Genomic DNA, 22790 nt, shown 5'->3' with positions numbered 1-22790 from the left:
ATATAACTTATTTTTTTTCTATTAAAGCTTGGCAGTTATTTCTTCTTCTCATATCTACCAAATAAATAATTTTCCACTTGGAATTATCTTTAAAAAGTTGAAAAGAATTTGCGCCACAATGACTAAAGTTAGAGTTAAAATAAAACTCATAAGGTGTCCAAACAGAAGCAATATTTCCGTCAATTTTTATATCATAAGAAAGTAACTTTTCTAAGTACACATGTTCTGGATTTTTATTTGCTATTGCAGTAAGTAATTTAGTTCTAGAGTCTGTTTGCAGCAATACATTAGGCCCTCTCATGCTAGATGTAGTTTGTATTTTTATGTCTTTATGAAGGGTAGAGGCCATTAAAGTACTATCTCCTTTATGTAAACCTTCAAAAAAGGTATCAATAACTAATTTTACATCATTCTGTGCTGAATTATCTTGGGCATTTAATGTAATTGAGAATACCAAAACAATAATAAATACAATACTTTTTTGCATATCAATAAATTTAGAATCTATAAATCTACTTAAAAAAAGCATATCAATAAAATTATAGAAAGTATTAAGACACTAAAAATCTGTGATTATTTCTTACTTTTACCATCGTCAAAAAAACGCATTATGTCTGTAGCAAAAAAACAGTACAAGAGAGTTACTGTAAAATCTTTAGTTGAAATGAAAGCCAATGGAGAGAAAATCTCTATGTTAACTGCATATGATTATACCATGGCTAAAATATTAGATAATGCAGGTGTAGATGTATTATTGGTTGGTGATTCTGCCTCAAATGTAATGGCTGGTCATGAAACTACGTTGCCTATTACTTTAGATCAAATGATTTATCATGCAAGCTCTGTAGTTAGAGCCATAGAAAGATCTTTAGTGGTTGTAGATTTACCTTTTGGTAGTTATCAATCAGACCCAAAAGAAGCTTTACGTTCAGCAATTAGAATTATGAAAGAGAGTGGAGGACATTCTATAAAATTAGAAGGTGGAAAAGAGATTAAAGAATCTATAAAACGAATTTTGAACGCAGGTATTCCTGTTATGGGTCATTTAGGTTTAACACCACAATCAATATATAAATTTGGTACTTATACTGTAAGAGCAAAAGAAGAGGAGGAAGCAGAAAAATTAATGGAAGATGCACTAATGCTTGAAAGAATTGGCTGTTTTGCTTTGGTTTTAGAAAAAGTACCAGCAAAATTAGCACAAAAAGTAGCTGAAGCAATTTCAATTCCGGTAATCGGAATTGGAGCAGGAAATGGAGTAGATGGTCAAGTTTTGGTGACTCATGATATGGTTGGTATGACACATGAATTCAACCCAAGGTTTTTACGTAGATATTTAGATTTATATAAAGAAATGACAGGAGCATTTCAACAATATATTGCTGATGTAAAAAGTAAAGATTTTCCAAATGAAGAGGAACAATATTAAACTTATTTTAAAGAGTACTTCTTACATTTCTTTAATAGCTTTTGCAATTCTCTATCTTCTAGATACATTTTTTGATGTTCAGTTTTCTGAAAATAGTAGCCTAAGGCAAGCTTCTGTTGTAGTTTATTTAATCTCCAGTTTATACTATTATAAATTGGAATTGAAAACTAAAAATGAACGAATAAAAGAACTAGAGCATAGGTTAATCAACAAAAAGTAACGTTATGAAAATACTGCATTTAGACAGTAACCATCCATTACTTATTCAACAATTAAATGATTTAGGTTTTACAAATGATGAAGATTATACCTCCACAAAAAGCGAAGTAGAAGCTAAAATTCATAAATATGATGGCTTTATTATTCGCAGTCGATTTAAAATTGATAAGCCATTTTTAGATAAAGCTAAAAACCTAAAATTTATTGGTAGAGTAGGAGCTGGTTTAGAAAATATAGATTGCGATTATGCCAATTCCAAAAATATAAAGCTAATTGCTGCCCCTGAAGGTAACAGAAATGCTGTTGGTGAACATTCTTTAGGGTTGTTGCTTGCCTTATTCAATAAAATGATAAAGGCAGATTTAGAGGTTAGACAAGGAAAATGGTTACGTGAAGAAAATAGAGGATTAGAATTAGATGGTAAAACTGTAGGCTTAATTGGCTATGGAAATATGGGGAAGTCCTTTGCTAAAAAATTAAGAGGTTTTGATGTTGATGTACTTTGTTACGATTTAAAACCAAATGTAGGTGATAAAAATTGCACTCAAGTAACGTTGCAAGAATTGCAAGAAAGAAGTGATGTGTTAAGTTTGCACACCCCTCAAACTGAACTTACCAAAAACATGATAAATCATGAATTTATCAATAATTTTAAGAAAAATTTCTGGCTGATAAATACTGCACGTGGAACATCTGTAGTAACAAAAGATTTAGTATCTGCTTTAAAATCTGGTAAAATATTAGGTGCAGGTTTAGATGTTTTAGAGTATGAAAAATCATCTTTTGAAAATTTGTTTTTAGATAATAATATGCCCAAAGCGTTTCAGTATTTAATACAAGCAAACAATGTAATCTTATCTCCACATGTTGCAGGTTGGACTATTGAAAGCAAAGAAAAATTGGCACAAACAATCGTAGACAAAATAAAAGATAATTTTTATTAACTTAAGGCATTCAACAATCAACCAATAAGTAGTATGACTTACGAAGCAGACTCACCTGAAGAATACGTAGCACAAATTCCAGAAGAAAGACAGCCAGCGTTTAAACAATTACAAAAAACAATTTCAGAAAATCTACCAAAAGGTTTTGAAGAAGGAATGTTATATAAAATGATTGGTTATTATGTTTCATTAAACACCTATCCAGAAGGTTATCACTGTCAACCCAATACACCTTTACCTTTCATAAACATAGCCTCACAGAAAAACTCTATAAACCTTTATCATTCAGGTATTTATGCTAAAAAAGAACTATTAGATTGGTTTGTAGAAGCATATCCTAAACATTGCAAACGTAAGTTAGATATGGGTAAAAGTTGTATACGATTCAAAAAAATTGAAGAAATACCCTATGAATTAATTGCAGAACTTTGTACTAAAATGAGTGTAGAAGAATGGATTTCGATTTACGAAAATAATATAAAGAAAAAGTAATTATGAAAAATAGAGTTACAGGAATTGGTGGTTTATTCTTTAAAAGTGATGATCCAAAAGCAGCTAAAGAATGGTATAAAAAACATTTAGGTTTTAACACTGATGATTATGGTTCTACCTTTTGGTGGCAAAATAAAGAAGGCAATGATTGCTCTACACAATGGAGTCCTTTTACAAAAGACACTAGTTATTTTGAACCTTCTAAAAAGGATTTTATGTTTAACTATAGAGTTGAAAATTTAGTTGAACTTTTAGCGGAGTTAGAAAAAGAAGGAGTTACCATAGTAGGTGAAATGCAAGAATTTGAATATGGAAAATTTGGTTGGATTTTAGACAACGAAGGCAATAAAATTGAACTTTGGGAACCTATAGATGCCGCTTTTAAATAATTATAAAACTTAACTACATGAATTTTTTATCAAACTACCCCACAGAAGTTTTAGTACTACTTTTTTTAATAGTAACCTTTTTACAATCTGGTATAGACAAATTAGTAGATTGGAATGGAAATGTATCCTTTATAAAAGAGCATTTTAAAAACTCTCCTTTAAAAAACAGTGTTCCATTATTACTAGCAATTATTTTAGTACTAGAAATAATTGCAGGTTTGCTGATGGTATTTGGTGTATATCAATTGTATACTTCTGGAGCAAAAGAAATTGCACTTTTAGGCACAGAGCTTTGTGCAATAGCTTTAATATTTTTACTAATAGGCCAACGTTTGGCAAAAGATTATGCAGGAGCAATGAGCCTAGCAGTCTATTTTTTAGTTACACTTTTAGGTGTATACCTATTAAATTACTAAAACTTATAATATTACAATTTAACTATAAATAATTCCTATTTAAAAAGCTTTTAAAACATCCGTTTTAAGAGCTTTTTAAAATTATCTAATACATTTTCATTAGTACATTAATAAAAAGGAATTAAAACATTCTAAAATTGATTATTTAGCTTCTTTGATGATATAAATCAAAGAAGAATACTCTCCAGTCCTTTTAGCTTTTAAATTTGATTGCAAACCTTTTCTAAAAGCTGAAAAAGGTTTCATTTTTCCATGTTTGTATTTTTCACTTAATAATGAAACATAAAAAGAATCAAATTTCATAGGTAGTATTTTTTCTACAACCATCTTTTCTTTATTAAATAATTTAGAAATGGATTTTTGAGAAAAATGCCATAAATGTCTAGGTACATCAAAAGCTGCCCAAAATTGGTTGTAAGATGTAGCATCAAAACTTTTATAATTGGGTACAGCAACGATTATTTTGCCATCAACTTTTAATAATTCTTTTAAAGATTTAATATACTCTTGTAAATTTTCTACATGTTCTAAAACATGCCAAAGAGTAATTACATCAAATTTTTGAGAGCCAAATTTTGCTAAATTTTCTTGTAAATTAATCCCTTTATTTTTCGCAATTGTTCTTGCATCCAAATCAGGTTCCGTGCCAAAAACTTCCCAAGAATTATTTTGACAAACTTTTAAAAAATCACCTGTACCTGCACCCACATCTAATATGGTTTTAGATGCACAATTGAAAGAGTTAATCAACTTTAATTTTTTCTTTAAAGTAATATTTTTTACAGATTGATATACTTTATCAAACAAAGAATCTTTTGCATCTGTGTGCGAAATATAATCTTCACTTTTGTAATACTCACCCAAGTTTTTTGGAACAGGAGTTGTTACAAGCATATCAAACTCTTTATTCAATTTTACCTGATACAACTCAGCAGAAACTGTATAATCTTTACAAGTTAAAAAAGGCTGAAGATCCTTATAAAAATCGATTTTATCTGACATAGAAAGTTGATTGTTCCTCGTGGAACATTTTAAATTTTTGAAAGAATTCTACCTACCCATATACACCAACAAAACAGAAATATCACTAGGTGAAACTCCACTTATTCTGCTAGCTTGAGAAATAGACGTTGGTTGAATCTTGGTTAATTTTTCGCGAGCTTCAAAAGATAAAGATTGTAGTTTTTGATAATTAAATGATGCAGGAATTTTTACATTCTCTAAACGATTTAACTTATCAGCATTGTTCTTTTCTTTGTTGATATAACCAGAATATTTAAGGTGAATTTCTGCCTGTTCTATTATCTCTTTATCTATATCATTCTCTTCTATAAAAGCACTTAACTTTTCCACAGATTCAAAATCAGAAAAATCTAATTGCGGTCTAGCAGCAATTTTAAAAAGCTTCATAGATTGATTAATTAGTGCTAAATTTTTAGCCTCTAATATTGGATTAACCTCTTCCTTTTTAACACTAGTTTTCTCTAAAAACTGAATTAACAAATCTGTTTTTCGTTGCTTCTCTAAAACTCGATCCATACGTTCTTTAGAAGCTAAACCAAGCTCAAATCCCTTAGGTGTTAATCTTAAGTCTGCATTGTCTTGTCTTAACAGCGTTCTATATTCAGCTCTAGAAGTAAACATTCTATATGGCTCTTCTGTTCCTTTTGTGATTAAATCATCAATTAAAACAGCAATATATGCCTCATCACGTTTTAATGTAAATGGATCTTTACCTTGTACTTTTAAAGCCGCATTTACACCAGCCATTAATCCTTGAGCTGCTGCTTCTTCATAACCAGTTGTACCATTAATTTGACCAGCAAAAAATAAGTTTTCAATCAACTTAGTTTCTAAAGAATGTTTCAGCTGAGTTGGTTGAAAAAAGTCATATTCAATAGCATAACCATATCTCAAAAACTTTACGTTTTCAAAACCAGCTACAGCACGAATTGCTTTATCTTGAATATCTTCTGGTAAAGAAGTTGAAAAACCATTTACATACATTTCAATAGTAGACCATCCTTCTGGCTCTACAAAAATCTGATGTCTTTCTTTAGTTGCAAAACGATCTACTTTATCTTCAACTGATGGGCAATATCTTGGTCCTGAAGATTGAATTCTACCATTAAACATTGGTGATCTATCAAAGCCTTCTCGTAACAAATTATGTACTTCTGGATTTGTATAAGTTAGCCAGCAAGAACGTTGTTTTTTTAAAGCAGTAGTTGTGGGTAAATAAGAAAACTTTTCTGTGATTTCATCTCCTGGTTGTTCAGTCATTTTAGAATAGTCTAAAGACCTACCATCTACTCTAGGAGGTGTTCCTGTTTTCATTCTTCCAGCCTCAAAACCTTTAGCCACTAAATCTTCAGTTATTCCTCTAGAAGCAGCTTCACCTGCTCTACCTCCTCCAAAACTTTTATCACCTATATGAATTAAACCATTTAAAAATGTACCAGCAGTTATAATTACTGTTTTAGCATTGATCTCTAAACCTAAAGCTGTTTTCACACCAATAATTTTATTACCATCAAACACTAAACCATTCACAGAATCTTGATAAAAATCTACATTTTCAGTTTGCTCTAACATGGTTCTCCAACATTCAGCAAACTGCATTCTGTCTGACTGAGCTCTTGGACTCCACATTGCAGGTCCTTTAGATTTGTTAAGCATCTTGAATTGAATCGCTGTCTTATCAGTAACAATTCCACTATAACCACCTAAAGCATCAATCTCTCTAATTATTTGACCTTTGGCAATTCCACCCATTGCTGGATTACAACTCATTTGAGCAATATTTTGCAAATTCATTGTAATCAATAAGGTGTGTGCACCCATGTTTGCAGCAGCAGCAGCAGCTTCACTACCTGCATGACCACCACCAACTACAATAACGTCATATGTTCTTGAAAATAAACTCATATCTTATAGTTCCACGTGAAACTTACATCTTATATTATTGATATTCAATTACTTAATTTTAAAATCGCAAGGTTTTCCTGTTTTCTCATTTCTTTCTTTTCATCCTCAGACTTATCTTTATAACCCATGTAATGTAAAATACCATGAATCATAACTCTATGTAACTCTTCATGAAAAGAAACTTTAAAATCATCTGCATTATCTTTAACTCTTTCTACAGAAATAAAAATATCACCATTTAATAATTTACCTAAAGAATTATCGAAACTGATAATATCTGTAAGTGTATCATGATTTAAAAACTTAACATTTAATTTATGTAAATACGCATCATCACAAAAAATATAATTGATCTCTCCTACCTCAAATTCTTGTTGTGAAGCAACAGCATTAATCCAATTTTTTAAAGATGTTTCATCTTCTAAAATAAAATCTGTTTCGTAATTAAATTCAATCATTAATTATATTTTCTTAGCTTCTGAGAAATAAGCTCTCACCTTCTTTTTATAATTTTGCTGCAAAGGTAATGATTGTCTATTTAATATCTCTATTTGATTGTAGAACTGCTTTTTAAATTTTAATGCTTTTACTCTATTTCTTTGGTTTTCTATGCTATTTGCATTCGACTTACGCTTTTTATCTTTTCCTTGCTCTAAAGCTGCCTTATCTAATTTTAATAGCTCATAATTTAAATTCTGCATTTTTTGGAGTGTATTCGAATTAAAACCTTTTTCTAAGATTTCATTCTCTAGCTGTTCCATTGTTTTCAAAGCCTTTTTTGCTGTACCATTTCCACCAGGTTTACCATTTTCACTTTCCTTAATGGCATTTTGCAATTCTTGCCTTAACTGAGTTTGTTGTTTAAAAATTTCATACAACTCACCATCCAAATCATCATTAGCATTACCTTCACCTTCACCATTCTTTCCTTGGTTATTACCCTTATCTCCTTCTTTACCTTCTTTACCTTTATCACCAGGCTTTCCGTTTTTATCTGGCTTGCTGCCTTTTTTTCCATCACCTTTCTTCTCTCCTTTCTTCATACCCTTTTCCATCTTATCAGACAAACCTTTTTGTTTCTGAATTAAATCTGGCAAGCTAAAACCTGGTTTACCACTCTTTTTACCTTTGCCCATTTTCATAGACATATTATTCTGCATGCTATTTAAGATATTACTCAAATAGTCTGCTAAATTATTTGTAGCAGTCATCACATACTGCTGATTTGCCAAACCATTATTAAATCTGTTTTCAGAGAAATTTTCTAAAGACTGTTCTAAATTGTAATGTGCAGAAGATAAATCGTTTTGAATTTTAGTCGAAATTTTTGGAACACGCATTGCTAATACATACAAACTATCATCTATATGCTCGAAATAAGTTCTAATTTCATTTTGTTTCTTTAAATCTTTTCCAAAATCTGGACTCGAAGTAGAACTCTCACTAAACTTATCCATAAGTTGTTCTTGCTGAAAAGAAAAAATGACCAGGTTTTCTAAAATTTTTCGCAAATCTTCCATGTTTTCTTCCATAGCATCCGATTGCATATCCATCATAGACTTCTGCATTTTTGCACTCATTTCTTTCATCTTCTCAGATGCCTTTTTTTGACTAATTTTTGCTTTAGGGGATTGTTTGCTTTCAATTAAATCTTCAGCCTTCTTTAATTCTTCATCAATTTGCTTCTCTTCATTTTCTACCTCTGGCAAATCCATAGGTTTTTTTAATTTCTCATTATCCTTTTTGAGTTCTTCTAAATCCTTTTGAATATCATCGAATTTTTTAGAAACCTCTTGTTGCTTTTCTAGATTATTCTCATTTTTCTCTAGTGATTCTTGTTCTTTAGAAAGTTCATCTATTTTATTAGCAATCTGCATGGTTTTTTGCTCTACATAAAAACGCTTCACCATTTCTAATGTTTTCTCTAAACTACGCTGTTGCTGTTTGTTTTGCTGTGCTAATTCTTTGGCTTTTTGTACTAAATCTTCTTTGTTTAACTTGTCTGCCATTTTCTGAATTTCCTCTAACAACTTTTGTTGCTTAGTAAGTTGTTTCAACTCATTTATTCGTTCTTTTAAATCATCTTTCTTTTCTTGTAAAGAAGGCTCATTCTCTTTCTTTTCATCTAAATTTTCTTGAAGTTGATCTGTTTGTCTTTGCATCATTTTCTTATACTGCTCTTGACGCTTTATAAAACTCTCTACTTTCTTTTTATCATTCCAATTTATGCTTTTTTTATTTTGTAGGTCTTGTTGAATTTCTTCTAATTGCTGTTGTTGCTTTTTCTGATTTTGAACTGCATTTTCTAGATCATTAATGGTATTTCTTTGTTCTTGAAATAATTCTTCTTCTATTTCTTCGGATGTTTTTTGTCTATAACTAAATACTTTGCTTTTAGCAAATTTACTACCTCTCACTCCATCATTATCAAAAACCTTAAAATACATTTCATAATTAATACCTTCCTGCAAATTAATTCCTTTAGGAAAATCATAAAAAAATGTTTGAATAGTTTGGCTTGTAACAGGAATTGAATACTCTTTTTTAAGCTCTGGAGTATCTTCATTATAATATACCAATTGCAATTTTCTTATACCATAATCATCAGAAATTTGACCTGCAAATTGCGCTGTTCCACGTGAAATACTGTCAATATTTGAACTCACAGAAATTATTGGATATTCATCTTTTACAACAGCTACAGAAAACTGCAACTTTTCAAAATCGACTAAATCCCTATTAGATGATGTAATCTGATAATTTAAAGGCGATAAAATTCGCTTTTGATACTGGAAGTTATTATTTGATGTTTCATCGAAAGCAAATCGTTCTGCGTTATTTATGAAAGTTAGACTAGTAGTCTTGCTTGTTTGTGCGTTCCAAGTAATTGAGGTTCCTTCAGGAACAATTAAATTTCCAGAATTTTGAATTGTTTTATTTTTCTGCCCTAAATATTTAGGGTAATTCAAATCTAAACTAATGTTGTTAATTGTTGGAGTACCAATAACCTGAATTTGATAAAATTGAGATTGCACACCATTCGCTTCTACATAAAAATCGACTGTTTTTTGAACATTTGAAAAGCTGTAAGAAAAAGTGGCATTACCATTTGAGGTTAAGTAATAACTTTGATTATCATAAACTATTTTACCTTCATTTGGCACTGTATTTCCAATAGTTCTAAACTGGATTGTGATAGATTCCCCTTGAATAACTTGTAAACTTTGATTGATAAAATTAAAAGCAAATGGTGCAGGAGGATTGTAGGCTGTTCTATGATTTACAACACGCTCTAAACTTTTACCTAAACTTATTGAATTACCTGTAAATAAGCTAATTAAAAATATTAAAACAGGAATTATAGCATACTTTAAATACTTTGCATTGCTTTTAAAATCAATTGCTTTTGTAAAAGGTATTGGGTTTAATTCTTCAGATTTTTGATTGATACTTGCCAAAATTAAATCTGATTGTTCATTATTCTCTTGTAGTTGTAAAACGTTCAAAAGTTTATCTTCTACTTCAGGAAAATGAGCCCCAATAATTTTTGAAGAATCTTGTAAGGAAATACCTTTTCTAAGCCCAATTAATTTGGCAATAGGTATAAAAATAAATTTTATTAAAAGAAATAATTCTACAAGAATAAATATATAAAAAAGAACTGTTCTTGCAGTTGGTTTTAACCATAAAAAATATTCTATAAAAAGAATAAAAAACAGGTACAAGAAACCAAGTGAAGCAAATAAAATGCTTCCTTTTATCAACTCATTTGTATAAAATTTACGAGTAAATTGATGTAACTTTTTTTGTATGTTTTGGAAATGGCTCATAATCAATAAATAAAAATACTATTTTTGATAAGATTCACCATCAAATAATTGTTAAAACACCTTGTAAGTAATTCTAATATAGTACAACTAAAACATCATAAACTATACCTTATGAAACCTATATATTTATTAATTGCCCTTTTTATAACACTTCAAGCAACTGCACAAAGCCCTTGGACAAAAGAAAAAGGACAATTTTTTACCAACCTATCTTATTCTTCTATTTCTGATTATTCAGAATTATTTGGCGATCCAGATTTTAATGTGTCTGGTACTATAACAGACAGAACTTATCAGTTTTATGGCGAATATGGTTTAAGCAACAGTACAAGTTTGTTGGTAAACATTCCTTTAAAATCAATAGATATCAACAATTATGTAGATCCTGCAATTTTATGTCAAGGAGATTGTTCTGAGAGTTTTAGTGAAACTACTTTTGGTAATATCACCTTAGGATTAAAGCACAATTTTAGTAAGAAAAAATGGGTATTATCTGGCCAATTAAATATGGAAATTAACACAAGTTCTTATTTTGAAAATTCGGCTATAAGAACTGGTTACGATGCTTATACCTTTACACCTATGTTTTTAGCAGGTACAAGTTTTGGTAAAAACTATTTTCAATCTTTTGTTGGTGCAGATATTAGAACCAATAATTACAGTTCAAATTTAAAAATTGGTGGTGAAATTGGTAGAAAACTAACGCAGAACATATGGCTAATTGGTTTTGTAGATATTTCTCAGTCTTTAAATAATGGTGATATTACTTTCCCTGCCAACAATGCAGCCAACAATTTATATGTTAACGATCAAGAATATGTAGCCTATGGCCTTAAAGGCATTTTACAGTTTTGCGATTTTGGCTTAACTGCCGGTTTTGGGTCTGCATTATCTGGTAATAATGTTCCTAAAAAAGCAGCTATTTCATTTGGTATTTTTAATACTTTCTAAGAAAATCAAAATTCTTTGTTTCTCTTATTTCTATTCTCTTTTTAGAAAAAGTATCTTTGCATTTTAAATTTAAGAAAATGGAATCTAATGTTCGTGTGCGTTTTGCACCAAGCCCAACAGGACCTTTACATATTGGAGGTGTAAGAACAGCTTTATATAACTATTTATTTGCTAAAAAACACAATGGAACTTTTGTTTTAAGAATAGAAGATACAGACCAAAATAGGTATGTAGCCAATGCAGAACAATATATTATTGATGCTTTAAATTGGTGTAATATTCCTAATGATGAAGGCATCAATAAAAACGAAAAATTTGGCCCTTACAGACAATCTGAACGTAAACATTTGTATAAAAAATATGCAGATATTCTTCTTGAAAAAGGTTGGGCTTATTATGCTTTTGATACTTCAGAACAATTAGATGCACACAGAAAAGGACATGAAGCAGAAGGTAAAACCTTTATTTACAATTGGCACAATCGTGAGAAAGGGCGTTTGGTAAATTCTTTGGTTTTGTCTGATGAAGTTGTACAAGAAAAAATAAATTCTGGAGAGAATTACGTAATTCGTTTTAAAAGTCCACAAGATGAAACTTTAGAAATGGAAGATGAAATTCGTGGTAAAATATCTATTGATACAAATACTTTAGACGATAAAATCCTATTTAAAAGTGATGGAATGCCAACCTATCATTTAGCCAATATTGTAGATGATCATTTAATGGAAATTAGCCATGTAATTCGTGGTGAAGAATGGTTACCATCTATGGCTTTACACGTTTTGTTATACAGAGCTTTTGATTGGCAAGCTCCAAAATTTGCACATTTACCATTAATTTTAAAACCTGTTGGTAAAGGTAAATTGAGTAAAAGAGATGGAGATAAATTAGGTTTTCCTGTTTTTCCATTAGCTTATACTAACGAAGAAACAAACGATGTTTCACGTGGTTATAAAGAAGATGGTTATTTTTCTGAAGCTGTAGTAAACATGTTAGCTTTCTTAGGTTGGAATCCTGGAACAGAACAAGAAATCTTTTCTTTAGAAGAATTGATTAAAGAATTCGATTTAAAGAGAGTTAGTAAATCTGGAGCCAAATTTAATCCTGATAAAACAAAATGGTTCCAACAACAGTACATGCAACAGAAAGATAATGCTGAACTAACTGAATTGTATTTAGCTATATTAGCTGAAAAAGGAATTACAAAAGACGTTGATTACGTGCAAAAAGTAGTTGCTGCTATTAAAGAAAGAGCTGTTTTTGTTGCAGATTTTTGGGAACTATCTCATTTTTTCTTTCAAACTCCTAAAGAGTATGATGCTAAAGCAAGTAAGAAAAATTGGAAAGAAGGTACCTCTGAATTAATGCAAGAATTAAATTCAGTTGTTGAAGATATTGAAGACTTTTCTTCTGAAAACACAGAAAAAATTATCAAAGAATGGATTTCTGGCAAGGAAATTGGTTTTGGTAAAGTAATGCAACCTTTACGTTTAAGTTTAGTTGGTAAATTAGCAGGCCCTCATTTGTTCGATATTATAGCAATGATTGGCAAAGAAGAAACGATACACAGAATAGAAAACGCAATCGAAAAATTATCATAATGAAAAAATATCTTTTAATACTTACGTTGTTAACAAGCTTTTTGGCTCATAGTCAGCTAAACAGAGGTGGAATGAGAAATAGTCGTCAAAATCAGATGAATCAAACTCCTAGAAAAGCTCCAGAACCTAATTTTCAAGTAGAAAAATACTTAGGTATTGTAATTTATGATATTGAAAAAGCAGCAAAAAAATCGAGTATTAAATTATCATCAGAAGAAGGTAAAAAGTTCAAAACCTTGTTAACCAAGTACAATAAAGAAATTAAGGATATTAGACGAATTAATAGCTTTACCCTTAGAAGTACTAAAGAAATGATGGAGAACTTTCAGAAAAATGCTCAAAAAAATGGAGATTTTTCAGATAGAACAAAAGTACAGAAGAAAATGGTAGAGAATTTAACGCCAATTTCTGAAACATTAAGAACAAAAGACAGGGCTTTAGATAAATCAATCAAAGAAATTTTATCTGAAAAACAGTATAAAAAATGGATTAAGTACAATCGAAAAATGTACAAAGTTTTTCCAAAAGACGAAGAGAAAAAAGAATAATTAAAAACCCTGAATAATTGATATTCAGGGTTTTTTATTGCTCTTCATTTTAAAAAATGTAACAATTTAAAAATATTTGCGTCCAATAAATAACTGCCTAAAATCAGTATATTTACATATCACTTTATAAACTCTTAAAAAAAACCGACCTATGAATCCATTATTAATTATTCTAGTAGTATTTATATTTATAATTTTCTTTGCTTCCTTCTTCTTAGTAAAGCAACAAACAGCAGCAATTATAGAACGTTTTGGACGATTTAATTCAATAAGACAATCTGGTTTACAACTAAAAATTCCTTTAGTAGATAAAGTTGCTGGTAGAGTAAGTTTAAAAATTCAGCAATTAGATGTAATTATTGAAACTAAAACGTTAGATGATGTATTTGTGAAACTAAAAGTTTCTGTACAATACATGGTTATTAGAGAAAAAGTCTATGATGCTTTTTATAAGTTAGATTATCCTCATGAGCAAATAACCTCTTTTGTATTTGATGTAGTTAGAGCAGAAGTACCAAAAATGAAACTAGATGATGTTTTTGTTAAAAAAGACGACATTGCCATTGCTGTAAAAAGAGAATTAAAAGAATACATGTCTGATTACGGATTTGATATCATAAAAACTTTAGTTACAGATATTGATCCAGATGCTCAGGTAAAAGCTGCCATGAACAGAATTAATGCTGCAGACAGAGAAAAAACAGCTGCACAATTTGAAGGTGATGCACAACGTATTTTAATTGTAGAACGTGCAAAAGCAGAAGCAGAAAGCAAGCGTTTACAAGGACAAGGTATTGCAGATCAAAGAAGAGAAATTGCAAGAGGTTTAGAAGAATCTGTAGAAGTATTAAATAAAGTTGGTATTAACAGTCAAGAGGCATCTGCTCTAATTGTTGTTACTCAACATTATGATACTTTACAATCTATAGGACAAGAAACCAATAGTAATTTAATATTGTTACCTAACTCACCACAAGCAGGTAGTCAAATGTTAAATGATATGGTTGCTAGTTTTACAGCTAGTAATCAAATAGGTGAGGCTATGAAAAATGCAAAACCTAAAAAGTTAAAAGAATAACAAGTTTGTAATAATTAATAAATATGATTGCAAATCTTAAAACTTGGCTTGCAACACCTTATTACTATAATCCATCAACTAAATTTAAATTTAAAGTAAGTTTAGTTTTTGGATTATTTGTGTTTCTATTTCTATACGTTTTTAGACCTTTTACCTTATATAGTTTTAAAGAATATTTATTGGAATATACCTTTAGCATTGGTCTAATAACATTTACATGTAGTTTTTTAACTTTAGCTATACCACCATTACTATTTAAAAAGTATTTTAAAGAAGATAATTGGACTGTTGGTAAAAGTATTGTATTAATTGCTTTAGGGTTATTTCTAGTTGGTTCTGTACTTTGGTATTATGGTAAATGGTTTAAGGTCGAAAAAGACATTCAACATATAACGTACTTGATGTTTATATATTATACGTTTTTGGTTGGTGTAATACCCATTCTTTTAGGTGTTTTCTTCAATGAAAAAATGGTTAGACTTCGTAGACAGAAAAAAGCTGAAGAAATTACTACCATTAAAACGCAAAAAATAGAAGAAAAAAAACCTGTATTACCAAATAAAGTAATTCTTAAATCTGGCAATAAAAAAGAAAGTCTAGCTTTCTTTATAGAAGATTTAGTTTACATAACATCACAAGGAAATTATGCCAGCTTCTTTTTAAAAAATAATAAAAACGAGCTCAAAGAAAAAATACTTAGAGTTACGTTAACCAAAATTAAAGAGAACTTAGAAGAGTATCCTAACATTATTAGATGTCATAAATCTTATATTGTAAATACAAAATACATTAATGAAATTAAAGGTAATGCAAGGGGTAATTTATTAGAATCTAAACTTATAGATCATCAAATACCAGTATCTAGAAACTTTAGTAAAAAGGCTCTTATGGGGTTAATTGGATAAAATGGCTTCCCATTTATCCCAAAAACACCTAAAATTTACCAATTGAAAACAAATTATACTATCATAGAGGATAGTATACTATATTTACCCAAATTAAAATTGGGGGATTTTAATTAACAAAAGAAAAGCTCTATTCGTATGAATAGAGCTTTTTTAGTTTATGAAATAAAAAAAAGAGGTTTATTTCTTTTCTTCTAATTTTTCTTCATTATCATCTTTAGAAGCTTTTTTAAACTCCTTAATACCACCACCTAAACCTTTCATTAATTCAGGTATTTTTTTACCTCCAAAAAGTAATAAAACTACTACAACAATTAAAATTATTGAGTAACCTCCAGGTATTGCTAAAAAAGTATGTAAACTCATCATTCAGTTATATTTTATTATTGCAAAGATACAAAAAGCTTTTTATTAATTTCTTTTTTGAATGATACCACCCACCACTTTTTTATCTTTTAACACCTCAGGATTTCCTTTATAAAAAATAGAGCCACCAAAACTAACTTTCGCCTTTAAAGTTTCTCCTGCAGAAATTTCTGCTTTTGCTCCTGTACCAGCATTTACAGTACTATTTGAAGTTGCTAACAGTGCATAACCATTGTAAATACCATATAGATCTACATTTACATCTTGATTTTTGACAGTACCAGAAAGTTTAATTATTCCTCCAGATGAAGCTCTTACTTCTAAATGTTTTACATCTAAAACCAAATTGATAAAAGCTCTTTCTTGCGAGTTTACTTCTAATTTTTCTTGTTTAACTTCCTTACCTGTAATGGCTGCACCTTCGTTTGCATCTATTACTGCAATAGGATTCATGTAATAAAGTTTAACTAAAACCTGACCATTAGCACTATTATTTTCTGGTTTAATAGAAAATGGTAGTGTAATTTTTAATATATTATCTACATTTTTTACAGTAACCATTTCAGATTTATTACCTGTAATTACTAGTTTAGATTCTGTTGATTTTATCAACTCTAACTCAATACCATTATAAACTTTTAATGTAGTATAATCTCCTAAGTTCTTTGTAATTGTAGTTTGACTAAAAACAGTAAAACCACAACACAGTATGAATAAACAAATGTATTTCTTCATTTTTTAAAGTTTGAATCCTCTTAAATTAAAAGAGCAATATATAAATTATATAATGAGAAATAACAAATTATATTGTGATGATACCCTATTTATTGCACCTTAACTGCTGTACCTGTTATAGAAACCAATAATGTAGCAGAATTTGCTAAAGGTTCTACATCTAACTGTATACCAACTACTGCATTTGCACCAAGTTTTACAGCATTCTCTCTTAAATCTTGAAACGCCTTTTCTTTAATACTTTCTAAACCTAAAGTATACATTTCTCTGTATTTAGACATGCTAAACATATCTGTAAAAGACATTTTCTTGCCATTAGAAGAATAACTAGAATCGTAAGCTGTACCTGTTACAATGCCTAAATAATCTACAATTTTAAAATTTTCTATGTTGTTTGTTGTGGTTAATATCATGGTTTTAATTTAATCTTCTATTAAGTTAAAGTCTAAATGTTTGCGTTCTAAATCTGTCTTTTTCACTTGCACTTTAACATCATCTCCTAATTGGTACATGTGTTTTGTAGACTGCCCAACAATTGCGTACTGATCTTCATCAAAAATATAATAATCACTTTTTATATCTCTAATTCTAACCATTCCTTCACATTTATTTTTGGTAATTTCTACATATATACCCCATTCTGTAACACCTGTAATTACACCTTCAAAAACTTCGTCTTTGTGATCTTGCATGTATTTTACTTGCATGTATTTTATAGATGAACGCTCTGCTTTAGAGGCTAATTCTTCTCTTTTAGAAGAGTGTTTACATTTTTCTTCATAAGGATCTGCTTTTGGGCTTTCTCCACCATCTAAATAAAGTTGAAGCAATCTATGTGTCATTACATCTGGATAACGTCTAATAGGTGATGTAAAATGACTATAATAATCAAAAGCCAAACCATAATGACCAATATTCTGTGTAGTATACACTGCCTTAGACATAGATCTAATAGCTAAAGTCTCAATCATGTTAGATTCTGCTTTACCTTGCACATCATTTAATAACTGATTTAAAGATTCAGATGTAGATTCTTTAGTTTCTGTATTAATCTTATATCCAAATTTACTTATGATGTTTTGTAATGATGCTAATTTTTCTACATCTGGCTCATCATGAACTCTGTAAATAAATGTTTTATTAGAAGGTTTACCTTGTTTGCTACCAATATATTCTGCCACTTTTCTATTAGCTAATAACATAAATTCTTCAATTAATTTATTAGCATCTTTAGAGCTTTTAAAGAAAACACCTACAGGATTTGCTTCTTCATCTAAATTAAATTTTACCTCTACTCTATCAAAAGAAATGGCACCTTGTTTCATTCTTTTTTTACGAAGAATTTTAGCCAATTTATCTAATTGTAAAGTTGCTTCTACTACTTCTGCTTTTACTTCGTAAGCGCTATCTGTAATAGAAACATTTTCTGGCATTGTAAAAGGTTGTACATCATCTGATAGTTTACAATTTTCTATAATATATTGTGCTTCTTCATAAGCAAATCGTTGATCTGAATAAGTAACAGTTCTACCAAACCATTGTTTTTTAATTTGTGCTTTCTCATTAATTTCAAACACTGCAGAAAAAGTTAACTTCTCTTCATTTGGTCTTAATGAACAAACACCATTACTTAACATTTCTGGTAACATAGGTACAACTCTATCTACTAAATAAACAGAGGTTGCTCTATCGTAAGCTTCATCATCTAAAATAGTTTTAGGCTGTAAATAGTGAGAAACGTCTGCAATATGAATTCCTATTTCATAATTACCGTTTTCTAATTTTGTGAAAGATAAAGCATCATCAAAATCTTTTGCATCTTTAGGATCTATGGTAAACGTTAAATCGTTTCGCATATCTCTACGTTTCGCAATTTCTTTGTCTGTAATTTCTATAGGTAATTCTTGCGCCTCTTTTTCTACTTCTGGCTCAAACTCATAAGGTAAATCGTATTCTAATAAAATAGAATGCATTTCTGTATTATGATCTCCTGGTTTTCCTAAAACAGTGGTAATTTTTCCAAACGGATTTTTAGAATTTTCTGGCCAATCAGAAATGGTTGCTTGTACTTTGTCTCCATGTTCTGCAATATTCATTTTATTTTGAGAGATAAAAATATCTGCATACATCTTATGGTTATCACAAATTACAAAACCAAAGTTTTTACTTTTTTGCAATACACCAACAAATTCTGTTTTTGCTCTTTCTATAACCTCAACAACATCTGCTTCTAGTTTATGACTTCTTTTACGTTTGTAAACATAAGCTCTTACAACATCTCCATGTAAACCTTTACCTAGGTTAATATTTGGTATAAAAATATCGTTCTCATAATCATCAGTTACAAAATAACCATTACCATTAGATGTAATATCTAAAGTACCAATAGAATACTTTCTATCTTCATTAATTTGAAACTTTCCTCTATCTACCTCTTTAATTTTTTTATTCGCTTTTAATTCTGCTAATTTTTTTAAAATCTGAGTTTTACCATCAGTATCTGATACATTTAATTTTGCAGCTATTTGTTTGTAGTTGTAAAACTTACTACTATCTTCATTCAGTATTTTGAATATATTTCTTGTTAAATCTTTGATGACTTTTCCTTTCTTTTTAAAGATTTTTCTTTTCTTTCTTGTCATTAATTTTATTCTATTATTATCATTACCAAAATACTAATTAATTCACTTTAGTTAGGTTAACAAACTATTATAATTCAATTTTGTATTTTGAAGTTTTTTAATTTTATATTTTATGTCTGAATTCATCAATAAAAATGATGAAAATTCTTGGTTTGTAATTGCAAATCCTACTGCAGGAAACAAGGTTTTTAATAAACAGTGGAGAGAAATAAAAACGCAATTAGCACTAAATAATATTAGCTACTCTTTTGCTTTCACAACATTTTCTAAACATGAAATTGAGTTGGTGCAACAAGCCATTCAAAAAGGATTTAGAAAAATAATTACTGTAGGTGGAGATGGCACTCTACATCATGTAGTTAATGGTATTATGCTGCAAACATACGTAAAAACTTCTGATATAACTATTGGAGTAATACCAATTGGTACTGGAAATGATTGGGTTAAAACCTATAACATTCCAAATTCTATAGTAGAATCTATCAAAATTATAAAGAACAAATCAGTCATTTTACAAGATATTGGCTTGTGTACTACTAAAGATAATAAACTAAATTATTTTGTAAACGTAGCTGGTTTAGGTTTTGATGGTTATGTAATTCATAAACTAAACAATTTTAAAAAGTTCGGGGCTATTAGTTACTTATTAGCGGGCATAAGTAGTTTAATAAGGTATAAAAAATCAAAATTTAAAATTTCTTTTAATGATAAGCGTATAGAAACTAAATCATTATTAACAATTGTAGGTATTTGTAAATATGCTGGTGGTGGTTTGCAATTTACAGATCACGTAAATACTACTGATGGTTTGTTTGATATTACCATTGCAAAAAATCTAAAATTTAGCACTATATTACTAAATATCAACAAGTTATTTAAAGGAACGCTTTACAAATTAGAAGAAGTATCTACCAATAAAACTAATAAAATTACCATAGAATCAAATACTAAAAATACTTACATACAAGCTGATGGCGAATTAATTGGAACTCAAAAAGTAACTTTTACTATTGTTAATAAGGCCATTAATTTTGTGATGAATTCCTAAAAAGTTAAAGAAATCTTAAATTTTATGTAACAATTCGCAATTTTTTACGTCTTTATTAATGAAGGTCAACCAATTACCATGAAAAATCTACGTAAAATTATTGCTTTATTCTCTTTCATCTTTGTAGCAGGCATTTTAATTACTGTTGTCCTTGTAAATACTACACTTAACAAAACTGAGATTCCAAAAGAAACTGTAGAAGTTCAAAAAGACACACTTTCTATTCATAAAACAAATAACAAAACAGTTTAAGGTTCCTTTATTTTTAATTTTTTGAAATTCTAATTTTTAAAATTTCTGTACTTATTAACATTATATAGTATTATACTTTTTCTTTTTAAAAATTTTAAAAAACAATGATGTTTATAATAGTATGTGAATAGCTACAATAAAATTTTAGATTTAAATTTTATAATATCAGTTATTAAAAACTATTGACATTTTATAAGTAACCCAACTTCTTAAAAATCAATTAAAAAATACACTTATTAACAAAACTTATAAACAGTAGTTCACATACTTTTACTCATAATTAATAGAAGATTTAATGTAAATTAATTGTAAAATTTATGTTGATAAACTTTTATCAAAAATCAATAATAAAAGTTGCGTATGTGGTTTACCTCCTTGTATTGTAATAATATTTAAATACACCAAAAAAACTTTCAAGTTTTTAATGATAAGTTCTTAACATTCGCTTAAAACACATAAAAGCTTTAAAAATAAGTAGTTATTAAAAATTGATAAGTTTTAAAAATTTGTAACTGTTAATAACCATTAAATTCTATATTTTTGCACCTGTTAAACGCAATAAAATCAATTTATTATGACAATTGCCATAGGTAATGATCACGCAGGAACTGAATATAAGTTCGAAATTATAAAACATTTAGAGGAAAAAGGATATACTGTTCTAAATTTTGGAACGGATACTAACAATTCTATGGATTATCCTGATGCTATTCACCCAACAGCAGATGCACTTGAATCTGGTAAAGCAGAATTAGGTATTATTTTATGTGGTTCTGGTAATGGTGCACAAATGACAGCCAATAAACATCAAGGTATTAGAGCTGCTTTGTGTTGGAATAATGAGTTGGTTGCTTTAACAAGACAACATAATGATGCTAATATTTTAACTATTCCTGCACGTTTTGTGTCTTTACAACAAGCTCTTGGTTTTGTAGATGTATTTTTAAACACTGAATTTGAAGGTGGACGTCATGCAAATAGAGTAAACAAAATTTCTTGTGCTGGCTAATGAATACCTTAGTAAAAAGTTTTTCAGAACTTAATACTACAGAGTTGTACAGTATTCTTCAATTACGATCTGAAGTTTTTGTGGTAGAACAAGATTGTGTATATCAAGATATCGATTTTAAAGATCAAAAAGCTTTGCATGTTTTAGGTTATAAGAATGATGTTTTAATTGCATACACACGTATTTTTAAGCCTGGAGATTATTTTGATAACTCAAGTATTGGTAGAGTCTTAGTTAAAGAAACTGAAAGAAAATTTAACTATGGTCATCAAATTATGAAAGCTTCTTTAAAAGCTATTAAAGAGTATTATAAAGTTGATAAAATCACTATTTCAGCACAAAAGTATTTAAAGAAGTTTTATGAGTCGCATGGTTTTTATCAAGTAAATGATGAATATTTAGAAGATGGTATACCACATATTAGAATGGATAGAGATTAAAGTAATTGATTCACTTCTTTAACTTCACCATTTTTTAAATCATCAATAGTAATTGTACCAATTCTAATACGTACTAAACGTAAAGTTGGGTAACCAACAGCAGCTGTCATTTTTCGAACTTGCCTAAATTTACCTTCTCTTATAATTACAGAAATCCAACTTGTTGGCCCATGTCTGTCATCTCTAATTTTCTGACTTCTTAAAGGAAATTCAGGATTGTTAATAATAGACGCTTTTCCTGGTTTTGTTATGTATTTTTTGCCTTCAAAACCAATTTCTACTCCTTTTTTAAGCTGGTTTATAGCTTCTTGAGTTATTAAACCATCTACCTGAACATAATACTCTTTTTCGTATTTACTGCTCCTAATTTCTTGAGATACTTTACCATCTGTTGTTAATAAAAGTAAACCTTCAGATGCAAAATCTAAACGTCCAATAGCCATTGTTCCTTCAGGAAAATCATACAATTCTCCTAACATTTTTTTCTTTCTCTTAGTTTGATTGGTGATAAACTGAGATAAATAACCATAAGGTTTATGAAGTATAAAATGACGATGTTCTTTCATGA

24 protein-coding genes are annotated in these 22790 nt (G+C 29.2%); 14 read left to right on the top strand and 10 right to left on the bottom strand.

Annotation, left to right across the window (positions count from 1 at the left end):
• Nucleotides 1–7: 7 nt before the first annotated feature.
• Nucleotides 8–487: a nuclear transport factor 2 family protein gene (locus MED152_RS08825; protein ID WP_041383956.1), complete on the bottom strand. Its 480-nt coding sequence runs from the start codon at nt 485–487 to the stop codon at nt 8–10.
• A 123-nt stretch (nt 488–610) separates the two neighbouring features.
• Here MED152_RS08825 and panB point away from each other — a divergent pair, with 123 nt between their 5' ends.
• From panB to MED152_RS08795, 5 genes are all read left to right on the top strand, one after another.
• The gene (panB, locus tag MED152_RS08820; RefSeq protein WP_015481520.1) at nt 611–1429 is read left to right on the top strand and encodes a 3-methyl-2-oxobutanoate hydroxymethyltransferase; all 819 of its coding nucleotides are present in this window, start codon (nt 611–613) and stop codon (nt 1427–1429) included.
• A 224-nt stretch (nt 1430–1653) separates the two neighbouring features.
• Nucleotides 1654–2592, top strand: coding sequence for a 2-hydroxyacid dehydrogenase (locus MED152_RS08810; RefSeq protein ID WP_015481519.1), 939 nt, complete (start codon nt 1654–1656; stop codon nt 2590–2592).
• A 33-nt stretch (nt 2593–2625) separates the two neighbouring features.
• Nucleotides 2626–3084 (top strand): DUF1801 domain-containing protein, encoded by a 459-nt coding sequence (locus MED152_RS08805; protein ID WP_015481518.1) that lies wholly within the window; start codon nt 2626–2628, stop codon nt 3082–3084.
• A 2-nt stretch (nt 3085–3086) separates the two neighbouring features.
• Nucleotides 3087–3473 carry a VOC family protein gene (locus tag MED152_RS08800; RefSeq protein ID WP_015481517.1) on the top strand — a complete coding sequence of 129 codons (387 nt, stop codon included), beginning with the start codon at nt 3087–3089 and terminating at the stop codon, nt 3471–3473.
• 17 nt (nt 3474–3490) lie between these two features.
• Nucleotides 3491–3889, top strand: a complete 399-nt coding sequence (locus MED152_RS08795; RefSeq protein WP_015481516.1) for a DoxX family membrane protein — start codon at nt 3491–3493, stop codon at nt 3887–3889.
• 141 nt (nt 3890–4030) lie between these two features.
• Here MED152_RS08795 and MED152_RS08790 read toward each other — a convergent pair whose 3' ends face one another.
• From MED152_RS08790 to MED152_RS08775, 4 genes are read right to left on the bottom strand one after another with little or no spacing between them, the layout of a single operon-like run.
• The gene (locus tag MED152_RS08790) at nt 4031–4891 is read right to left on the bottom strand and encodes a class I SAM-dependent methyltransferase (protein WP_015481515.1); all 861 of its coding nucleotides are present in this window, start codon (nt 4889–4891) and stop codon (nt 4031–4033) included.
• Between the two features lie 48 nt (nt 4892–4939).
• Nucleotides 4940–6817, bottom strand: coding sequence for a tRNA uridine-5-carboxymethylaminomethyl(34) synthesis enzyme MnmG (mnmG, locus tag MED152_RS08785; RefSeq protein WP_015481514.1), 1878 nt, complete (start codon nt 6815–6817; stop codon nt 4940–4942).
• Nucleotides 6818–6861: 44 nt separating this feature from the next.
• A complete protein-coding gene (gene ybeY / locus MED152_RS08780) occupies nt 6862–7275 on the bottom strand; it encodes an rRNA maturation RNase YbeY (RefSeq protein ID WP_015481513.1) in 414 nt (137 codons plus the stop codon).
• Between the two features lie 3 nt (nt 7276–7278).
• Nucleotides 7279–10647 (bottom strand): DUF4175 family protein, encoded by a 3369-nt coding sequence (locus MED152_RS08775; protein ID WP_015481512.1) that lies wholly within the window; start codon nt 10645–10647, stop codon nt 7279–7281.
• A 111-nt stretch (nt 10648–10758) separates the two neighbouring features.
• On the opposite strand from MED152_RS08775, the gene MED152_RS08770 reads away from it, so the two are divergent.
• From MED152_RS08770 to MED152_RS08750, 5 genes are all read left to right on the top strand, one after another.
• Nucleotides 10759–11598, top strand: a complete 840-nt coding sequence (locus MED152_RS08770) for a hypothetical protein (protein ID WP_015481511.1) — start codon at nt 10759–10761, stop codon at nt 11596–11598.
• Nucleotides 11599–11675: 77 nt separating this feature from the next.
• The gene (gltX, locus tag MED152_RS08765; RefSeq protein WP_015481510.1) at nt 11676–13199 is read left to right on the top strand and encodes a glutamate--tRNA ligase; all 1524 of its coding nucleotides are present in this window, start codon (nt 11676–11678) and stop codon (nt 13197–13199) included.
• The gene (locus tag MED152_RS08760; RefSeq protein ID WP_015481509.1) at nt 13199–13747 is read left to right on the top strand and encodes a hypothetical protein; all 549 of its coding nucleotides are present in this window, start codon (nt 13199–13201) and stop codon (nt 13745–13747) included. Before gltX ends, MED152_RS08760 begins: the two co-directional genes overlap by 1 nt.
• A gap of 151 nt (nt 13748–13898) precedes the next feature.
• Nucleotides 13899–14825, top strand: a complete 927-nt coding sequence (locus MED152_RS08755) for an SPFH domain-containing protein (protein ID WP_015481508.1) — start codon at nt 13899–13901, stop codon at nt 14823–14825.
• Nucleotides 14826–14848: 23 nt separating this feature from the next.
• Nucleotides 14849–15730 (top strand): LytTR family DNA-binding domain-containing protein, encoded by an 882-nt coding sequence (locus tag MED152_RS08750; protein ID WP_015481507.1) that lies wholly within the window; start codon nt 14849–14851, stop codon nt 15728–15730.
• A gap of 180 nt (nt 15731–15910) precedes the next feature.
• Here the strand turns inward: MED152_RS08750 and tatA are convergent, their stop codons facing one another.
• The 4 genes from tatA to rnr all read right to left on the bottom strand — a co-directional run bounded on the left by tatA (nt 15911) and on the right by rnr (nt 19473).
• Complete coding sequence (gene tatA / locus MED152_RS08745) at nt 15911–16099, bottom strand: twin-arginine translocase TatA/TatE family subunit (RefSeq protein ID WP_015481506.1); 189 nt, start codon at nt 16097–16099, stop codon at nt 15911–15913.
• A 42-nt stretch (nt 16100–16141) separates the two neighbouring features.
• The gene (locus tag MED152_RS08740) at nt 16142–16831 is read right to left on the bottom strand and encodes a head GIN domain-containing protein (protein WP_015481505.1); all 690 of its coding nucleotides are present in this window, start codon (nt 16829–16831) and stop codon (nt 16142–16144) included.
• An 89-nt stretch (nt 16832–16920) separates the two neighbouring features.
• Nucleotides 16921–17244, bottom strand: a complete 324-nt coding sequence (locus tag MED152_RS08735; protein ID WP_015481504.1) for a YbjQ family protein — start codon at nt 17242–17244, stop codon at nt 16921–16923.
• A gap of 9 nt (nt 17245–17253) precedes the next feature.
• Nucleotides 17254–19473 carry a ribonuclease R gene (rnr, locus tag MED152_RS08730; RefSeq protein ID WP_015481503.1) on the bottom strand — a complete coding sequence of 740 codons (2220 nt, stop codon included), beginning with the start codon at nt 19471–19473 and terminating at the stop codon, nt 17254–17256.
• Nucleotides 19474–19585: 112 nt separating this feature from the next.
• On the opposite strand from rnr, the gene MED152_RS08725 reads away from it, so the two are divergent.
• The 4 genes from MED152_RS08725 (at nt 19586) to MED152_RS08715 (ending at nt 22222) form a co-directional block, all read left to right on the top strand.
• Nucleotides 19586–20521, top strand: a complete 936-nt coding sequence (locus MED152_RS08725) for a diacylglycerol kinase family protein (RefSeq protein WP_015481502.1) — start codon at nt 19586–19588, stop codon at nt 20519–20521.
• 78 nt (nt 20522–20599) lie between these two features.
• The gene (locus tag MED152_RS13735; protein ID WP_015481501.1) at nt 20600–20773 is read left to right on the top strand and encodes a hypothetical protein; all 174 of its coding nucleotides are present in this window, start codon (nt 20600–20602) and stop codon (nt 20771–20773) included.
• 574 nt (nt 20774–21347) lie between these two features.
• Nucleotides 21348–21782: a ribose 5-phosphate isomerase B gene (gene rpiB / locus MED152_RS08720; protein WP_015481500.1), complete on the top strand. Its 435-nt coding sequence runs from the start codon at nt 21348–21350 to the stop codon at nt 21780–21782.
• Nucleotides 21782–22222 (top strand): GNAT family N-acetyltransferase, encoded by a 441-nt coding sequence (locus tag MED152_RS08715; RefSeq protein ID WP_015481499.1) that lies wholly within the window; start codon nt 21782–21784, stop codon nt 22220–22222. Before rpiB ends, MED152_RS08715 begins: the two co-directional genes overlap by 1 nt.
• Here MED152_RS08715 and MED152_RS08710 read toward each other — a convergent pair.
• Nucleotides 22219–22788 (bottom strand): pseudouridine synthase, encoded by a 570-nt coding sequence (locus MED152_RS08710; RefSeq protein ID WP_015481498.1) that lies wholly within the window; start codon nt 22786–22788, stop codon nt 22219–22221. The genes MED152_RS08715 and MED152_RS08710 overlap by 4 nt on opposite strands.
• Between the last annotated feature and the right edge of the window lie 2 nt (nt 22789–22790).

This window comes from Polaribacter sp. MED152 (genome assembly GCF_000152945.2).
Classification (GTDB): domain Bacteria; phylum Bacteroidota; class Bacteroidia; order Flavobacteriales; family Flavobacteriaceae; genus Polaribacter.
This window is presented reverse-complemented; position numbering and strand designations above follow the sequence as displayed.

Coding starts and splice junctions, on each gene's coding strand:
- MED152_RS08825 (WP_041383956.1), bottom strand. CDS start 487: ATGCAAAAAAGTATTGTATTTATTATTGTTTTGGTATTCTCAATTACA.
- MED152_RS08810 (WP_015481519.1), top strand. CDS start 1,654: ATGAAAATACTGCATTTAGACAGTAACCATCCATTACTTATTCAACAA.
- MED152_RS08740 (WP_015481505.1), bottom strand. CDS start 16,831: ATGAAGAAATACATTTGTTTATTCATACTGTGTTGTGGTTTTACTGTT.
- MED152_RS08755 (WP_015481508.1), top strand. CDS start 13,899: ATGAATCCATTATTAATTATTCTAGTAGTATTTATATTTATAATTTTC.
- mnmG (WP_015481514.1), bottom strand. CDS start 6,817: ATGAGTTTATTTTCAAGAACATATGACGTTATTGTAGTTGGTGGTGGT.
- MED152_RS08725 (WP_015481502.1), top strand. CDS start 19,586: ATGTCTGAATTCATCAATAAAAATGATGAAAATTCTTGGTTTGTAATT.
- rnr (WP_015481503.1), bottom strand. CDS start 19,473: ATGACAAGAAAGAAAAGAAAAATCTTTAAAAAGAAAGGAAAAGTCATC.
- MED152_RS08770 (WP_015481511.1), top strand. CDS start 10,759: ATGAAACCTATATATTTATTAATTGCCCTTTTTATAACACTTCAAGCA.
- MED152_RS08800 (WP_015481517.1), top strand. CDS start 3,087: ATGAAAAATAGAGTTACAGGAATTGGTGGTTTATTCTTTAAAAGTGAT.
- gltX (WP_015481510.1), top strand. CDS start 11,676: ATGGAATCTAATGTTCGTGTGCGTTTTGCACCAAGCCCAACAGGACCT.
- MED152_RS08790 (WP_015481515.1), bottom strand. CDS start 4,891: ATGTCAGATAAAATCGATTTTTATAAGGATCTTCAGCCTTTTTTAACT.
- MED152_RS08715 (WP_015481499.1), top strand. CDS start 21,782: ATGAATACCTTAGTAAAAAGTTTTTCAGAACTTAATACTACAGAGTTG.
- tatA (WP_015481506.1), bottom strand. CDS start 16,099: ATGATGAGTTTACATACTTTTTTAGCAATACCTGGAGGTTACTCAATA.
- MED152_RS13735 (WP_015481501.1), top strand. CDS start 20,600: ATGAAAAATCTACGTAAAATTATTGCTTTATTCTCTTTCATCTTTGTA.
- MED152_RS08735 (WP_015481504.1), bottom strand. CDS start 17,244: ATGATATTAACCACAACAAACAACATAGAAAATTTTAAAATTGTAGAT.
- panB (WP_015481520.1), top strand. CDS start 611: ATGTCTGTAGCAAAAAAACAGTACAAGAGAGTTACTGTAAAATCTTTA.
- MED152_RS08795 (WP_015481516.1), top strand. CDS start 3,491: ATGAATTTTTTATCAAACTACCCCACAGAAGTTTTAGTACTACTTTTT.
- MED152_RS08760 (WP_015481509.1), top strand. CDS start 13,199: ATGAAAAAATATCTTTTAATACTTACGTTGTTAACAAGCTTTTTGGCT.
- ybeY (WP_015481513.1), bottom strand. CDS start 7,275: ATGATTGAATTTAATTACGAAACAGATTTTATTTTAGAAGATGAAACA.
- MED152_RS08750 (WP_015481507.1), top strand. CDS start 14,849: ATGATTGCAAATCTTAAAACTTGGCTTGCAACACCTTATTACTATAAT.
- MED152_RS08775 (WP_015481512.1), bottom strand. CDS start 10,647: ATGAGCCATTTCCAAAACATACAAAAAAAGTTACATCAATTTACTCGT.
- rpiB (WP_015481500.1), top strand. CDS start 21,348: ATGACAATTGCCATAGGTAATGATCACGCAGGAACTGAATATAAGTTC.
- MED152_RS08805 (WP_015481518.1), top strand. CDS start 2,626: ATGACTTACGAAGCAGACTCACCTGAAGAATACGTAGCACAAATTCCA.
- MED152_RS08710 (WP_015481498.1), bottom strand. CDS start 22,788: ATGAAAGAACATCGTCATTTTATACTTCATAAACCTTATGGTTATTTA.